Origin of the sequence: uncultured Arcanobacterium sp. (genome assembly GCF_947253055.1) — a bacterium.
Classification (GTDB): domain Bacteria; phylum Actinomycetota; class Actinomycetes; order Actinomycetales; family Actinomycetaceae; genus Arcanobacterium_A.
In genome coordinates this window covers 1-5,265 of the sequence record NZ_CAMXYE010000086.1, presented here as the reverse complement: position 1 = coordinate 5,265, position 5,265 = coordinate 1, and the positions used below count along the sequence as shown (strand labels likewise).

General features: G+C 51.0%; 5 protein-coding genes, 3 tRNA genes and 1 pseudogene. 8 read left to right on the top strand and 1 reads right to left on the bottom strand.

Annotation, left to right across the window (positions count from 1 at the left end; translation table 11 throughout):
* The 7 genes from Q0X35_RS05910 to Q0X35_RS05880 form a co-directional block, all read left to right on the top strand.
* Positions 1-153: sigma 54 modulation/S30EA ribosomal C-terminal domain-containing protein (locus Q0X35_RS05910; RefSeq protein WP_297566487.1), on the top strand; the 153-nt coding region annotated here is incomplete at its 5' end.
* Positions 154-280: 127 nt separating this feature from the next.
* Positions 281-1,669 (top strand): FAD-dependent oxidoreductase, encoded by a 1,389-nt coding sequence (locus Q0X35_RS05905; protein ID WP_297566485.1) that lies wholly within the window; start codon positions 281-283, stop codon positions 1,667-1,669.
* A 144-nt stretch (positions 1,670-1,813) separates the two neighbouring features.
* Positions 1,814-1,897 (top strand) — tRNA-Tyr (locus tag Q0X35_RS05900).
* A gap of 109 nt (positions 1,898-2,006) precedes the next feature.
* A tRNA-Thr gene (locus tag Q0X35_RS05895) sits at positions 2,007-2,079 on the top strand.
* A gap of 32 nt (positions 2,080-2,111) precedes the next feature.
* Positions 2,112-2,185: transfer RNA gene (locus Q0X35_RS05890), tRNA-Met, on the top strand.
* Between the two features lie 52 nt (positions 2,186-2,237).
* Positions 2,238-2,408, top strand: coding sequence for a 50S ribosomal protein L33 (gene rpmG / locus Q0X35_RS05885; protein ID WP_073996018.1), 171 nt, complete (start codon positions 2,238-2,240; stop codon positions 2,406-2,408).
* A 96-nt stretch (positions 2,409-2,504) separates the two neighbouring features.
* Positions 2,505-3,680: a UDP-N-acetylmuramate dehydrogenase gene (locus Q0X35_RS05880; RefSeq protein WP_297566482.1), complete on the top strand. Its 1,176-nt coding sequence runs from the start codon at positions 2,505-2,507 to the stop codon at positions 3,678-3,680.
* Here the strand turns inward: Q0X35_RS05880 and Q0X35_RS05875 are convergent.
* Entirely contained in the window at positions 3,670-4,704 is a 1,035-nt protein-coding gene (locus Q0X35_RS05875; protein ID WP_297566480.1) for an adenosine deaminase, read from the bottom strand. The genes Q0X35_RS05880 and Q0X35_RS05875 overlap by 11 nt on opposite strands.
* Positions 4,705-4,781: 77 nt before the next feature.
* Here Q0X35_RS05875 and Q0X35_RS05870 point away from each other — a divergent pair.
* Positions 4,782-5,265: pseudogene (locus Q0X35_RS05870) on the top strand (hypothetical protein); the annotation flags it as partial.

Below are 5,265 nucleotides of genomic sequence, written 5' to 3'. Positions count from 1 at the left end.
ATGGAGCTGGTAGGCCATCCGTTCTATATATTCATCGACGAAGAAACTTTGCAGCCTTGCGCCGCCTATCATCGGCGGAGTTGGACTTATGGAATCATTCGTCTAGATGCAAAAATAGCGGAGGGGGCTGCGGGAGATAAAGCTTCCGAATAATTTTCTAGTTATAAAACAGCGGCGGGTAGCTCGAATGTAAAAAGAGTCACCTGCCGCTGTTGCTATATCGATTTAGAATAGAAACTAGTAGCATTTGAATGAGTCATTTACGAGCGAAGAGGTATGTGTGAATAGTAGACCCCTGCAAGTGGCAGTAATTGGAGCTGGCCCAGCTGGCATTTATGCTTCTGATATTCTTTCTAAATCCGGTATTGATGTGCATATAGATTTATATGAAAAATTGCCCGCTCCCTATGGGTTAGTGCGTTACGGGGTAGCTCCGGATCATCCCCGCATAAAGCAGATAATCAACGCGCTCTACAATATTCTGCGGCGCGGCGATATTCGCTTAGTGGGAAATGTAGAAATCGGAAAAGACGTGACTTTCTCGGAGCTGCATGAGCACTATGATGCAATTGTCATTGCCACTGGGGCAGATCGAGATCGACCATTTGTAATTCCCGGGTCTGATTTACCGGAAGTTTACGGGGCGGCTGATTTCGTATATTGGTATGACGGGCATCCGGATTATCCGCGCACTTGGCCACTGCAGGCAAAAGAAGTAGCCGTAATCGGTGCCGGAAATGTGGCTTTAGATATTTCGCGTATTCTCGCGAAACATCCAGATGACTTAATGAGCACAGAAATTCCGGAAAACGTAGAGGCGGGATTGCGGGAGTCTCCTATCACCGATGTGCATCTCTTTGCCCGGCGGGGACCAGCGCAGGTGAAATTTACTCCGATGGAATTGCGGGAACTCGGGCAGGTGCCAGATGTAGATATTATTGTCTACGAAGAAGATTTCCAATACGACGACGCTTCGGAAGAAAAAGTAAATTCGGTGCGGATGACCAAGCAAGTAGTGAGTATTCTTACTGATTACCTATTCGATCAGGAAGAGGAAAAAACTGCTAGTCGCCGTATACATTTACATATGATGGCGCAGCCGGCGAAAATTCTCGGCACGGATCATGTGGAGGGCATCCGGGTGGAACGCACTGCTTTGCAGGGCGATGGAAGTGTGAAAGGTACGGGAGAATACGTAGATTATCCAGTGCAAGCGGTCTACAGAGCTATTGGTTACTATTCTTCTCCTATTGCCGGAGCTCCATTTGATGCTGAGCGCGGCGTAGTTCCCAATGTGGCGGGGCGTATCCTAGATGAGAAGACGGGCGAGCCTTTATCGGGTATGTACGCTACGGGTTGGATTAAGCGCGGACCAGTCGGTCTTATCGGATCTACTAAATCTGATGCGCAGGAAACTATTCAAAACCTAGTTTCTGATTACGAGGCAGGTAAGCTCGCGGCAACTACCACTGATTTGGGCTGGAATGCCATGCAAAAGCTTTTGGAAGCCCGCGATATTCGCTACACCACTTGGCACGGGTGGGAATTACTGGAAGATTTTGAGAAATCGCTGGGGTCAGCCGTTGGGCGTGAGCGCATAAAGGTAGTGGAACGCGATACGATGACGGCAATATCGCGGGATGAATCCCATGCTGGGAAGCTTTATTAGGCAGGAAAAAGTAGTAAGTGTGACGATTATGGCATGCGAATTACGGGATTCGGTTTGAATATAACTGCCTTTACCTGCTAATCTCATTTGTCGTGCACAAGTTGCGGATTGCTCAGTTTCTGAGTGAGAAGCAATATCTGCCGCGGCGGGTTGACAGAGCGGCCAAATGTACCTGACTGTAAATCAGGCGCGTAAGCTACGGGGGTTCGAATCCCTCACCCGCCACCAGGGATTTAAGAAGTTTTCTTGAATTTCGCAGACTGCGTGACCGGCTTCACCGGATAATTTTATTGCGCCGTTTCCGGAGCAAAAAATATTTGGTAGGCTGGCAGGCGTTGCCCCGATAGCTCAGTCGGCAGAGCGTCTCCATGGTAAGGAGAAGGTCAAGGGTTCGATTCCCTTTCGGGGCTCGGTGCATTTTCCGTCCATGGAAAATGCCAGCGGCGGGGTAGCTCAGTTGGTCAGAGCGCACGACTCATAATCGTGAGGTCGCGGGTTCAAACCCCGCCTCCGCTACTGGAAAACAAGGAGCACCCGCTCCATCCATAACCGAACGTGAGGAAATATCGTGGCAAGCAATTCTTCAGACGTTCGCCCCAAGATTACCCTCGCCTGCGAGGTTTGCAAGGAGCGAAACTACATTACGCGCAAGAATCGGCGCAACACCCCGGACCGGCTCGAGCTTAAAAAATATTGCCCGCGCTGCCGGAAGTCGACGGTGCATAGAGAGACTCGCTAGTCAGCTCAGCAGCTGTTTGGCTGCTAGGTGCGGCGAGATATATTACATAGGGGAGACTCCTGCGCGGGGTCTCCTTTTCTCTTATAGAATGAGGATATGTACTGCTATATTCCAGAGCCTAGTGAGCCCACAGATACTATTCCGCCGGTGTTATCTACTCGTTTTCAGCCGGGGGCTACTTCTTTTGCCCAGATGACCACTATCGGTGTAGGAGGCCGGGCTGCGGAAGTAGTAGAAACTGATTCGGAAGCAGATTTTATAGCAGCAATCAGTGCTGCCGATAAAGCTGGAAAGCCACTTTTAGTAATTGGTGGTGGATCAAATATCTTGGCCGCCGATAGCGAATTTTCGGGGGTAGTGGTGCGCTATACCAAGAGCGATATCACTACCTTAGAAGAAGATTCTTGTGGGGGAGCCCGTATGCGCGTAGCGGCGGGCACTCCTTGGGATGAAGTGGTAGTTTATGCTATTTCCCACGGCTGGATGGGTATGGAAGCTCTTTCGGGAATTCCCGGCAGCGCAGGAGCAGCTCCGGTGCAAAACATAGGAGCTTACGGGCAAGAAGTAGCTGGCGTAATTGCCGCTGTGCGCACTTATGATCGGGAGACTGCAGCGCAACGTACGCTTTTTTTGAGTGATTTAGAGCTAGGATATCGGAATTCACTTTTGAAGAAATCGATGACGGAAGGAAAATGGGGGCCTTCTCCGCGCTGGATTGTGCTGAGCGTAGATTTTCATTTGCGCCGTGCCACTCTGTCTGCTCCTATTCGCTATCGGCAGCTGGCTGCGGAGTTGCAGGTAGAAGAAGGGGAGCGAGTACCTGCTGCGCAAGTGCGTGCTGCGGTATTAAAGTTGCGCCGGCAAAAAGGGATGGTGCTTTCGACAGATGACCGTGATACCTATTCGCTCGGTTCTTTCTTCACTAACCCAGTGCTGCGTGAAGAAGAAGCACAGAAGTTACCTCCAGAAGCTCCCCGTTATCCATTGCGAGAAGAAGCTGCCGTAAATCAAATCGGGGGAGAAGCTCCTATAATTCCGGGTTGGCAAAAAACTTCTGCGGCTTGGTTAATTGCGCATGCTGGGTATCAGGCAGGATATGCGTTGCCCGGCCCGGCGGCAATTTCTACTAAACATTCCTTAGCTTTAACGAATAGAGGCGGGGCCACAGCCGCGCAAATAATGCAGCTAGCTGAGGAGATACGGGCGGGAGTGCGTAATAAGTACGGAGTAGAGCTGGTGCCGGAGCCCGTGCTGGTGGGTTTTAATCACTAGTTTCGAGAGTTTCATCAGCTAGCCAATCGGTGATTTCTTGTTGCCACCGTGCTTTATCGGCTGGTGCAGCTAAAGAAGCCGCTACGGTGGAGCGCGCCAGCTGCGCAATTTCGTTATCATTTAATCCGATTTGGCGGGCATTTTCATACTGGGCAGTGAGGCGAGAGAGGAAAAGCAGCGGATCATCTGCTCCAAGGGCAATTTGTGCTCCGGCGTTTACCAAAGTGCGCAGCGGTACTTCCTGCAGGTCTTTATACACCCCGAGCGAGATATTAGAAGCTGGGCATACTTCTACCGCAATTTCATTTTCTACCAGATATTCCAATAAGCGGGGATCTTCTACGGCCCGCACTCCATGACCAAGACGGCGCGGATGTAAATAGCGAATTACTTCTTTTATATGTTCGGGGCCTAATAGCTCCCCGCCATGTGGCACTGAAGCTAAACCAGCGTTACGAGCAATTGTAAAGGCCTTTGCCCAATCGGCAGTTTCTCCGCGGCGCTCATCGTTGGAAAGCCCAAAACCTACTACTTTTCCGGCGCCTTCTCCGGCATGCCGGGCGGCTAGGCGGGCCAGTGTGCACGCATCTAGAGGGTGCTTCATTCGGGACGCTGCCACGATTATTGCTACCTGCACCCCGGTTGCGCGCGAAGCTTGCTCGGCTTCGTCTAGCACTATCTCTAAAGCTGGAGTAATTCCACCTACGAAAGGGGCATAAGAAGTAGGGTCAATCTGTATTTCTAAACGGCGGGAGCCTTCTTTCGCATCGTCTTCGGCTGCTTCGCGCACAATCCGGCGCATAGCTGCTTCGCTGCGCACCACTTTTCGAGCGGCATCGTAGGCGCGCTGAAAGCGGAACCAACCGCGTTTATCAGCAGGTACTTGTAGAGCAGTATTGGCAGTGAGATTCTCCGGCAGGCGTATGCCTTGCTGCGCGGCTAAATCTTGCAGAGTAGAAAGCCGCATAGAGCCGGTAAAATGCAAATGCAAATGAGTCTTCGGTAAAGCGTTAAGATCCCGCATATTTCTATTCTGGCAGGTCTGCAGGATTTTTCGTCTTTCATTTGGAAAAAGCAGTGAATATCTCTATAAATAGATATGTGGTGAAGAGTATGCAGGAAAGAGCCGAACGGTGGGCGCTCAGCTTATTGCAGGAGCAGGCTGGCGATATGCTGCGTATGTGCTGCGAGGCAAATGTAGTAGTGCGCTCTTGGAAAGTACACCGGATTCACCATCGCCCCGGAGCAGGCGTTTCGGTGGGATACAGCGTAATAGTAGATGATACGGTTGCACGGGAACGGCGCAGTATCTATATGGTGGCTTCCACCGGAAATATCTCTGATAAGCATCTGCAGCGCGCAGCGGCAAAAAAGCTCCGGCTGGGAGATTTAGAAGTTAAAGTCTGGGAATATCCAGCTGATCCAGAGCTGCCGGCCCTGCCTTTAGCTTGTAATCAACGAAAAATGAGCGCTTTCCTAGGGGAATCAGTGGATTTAGAGCTACTGGGATATCGCCCTACTCGCCGCGCAATTTTCCGGATTGATAGGCGGCAGGCCGCACCGCTGTATGGAAAAGTAATTTGCC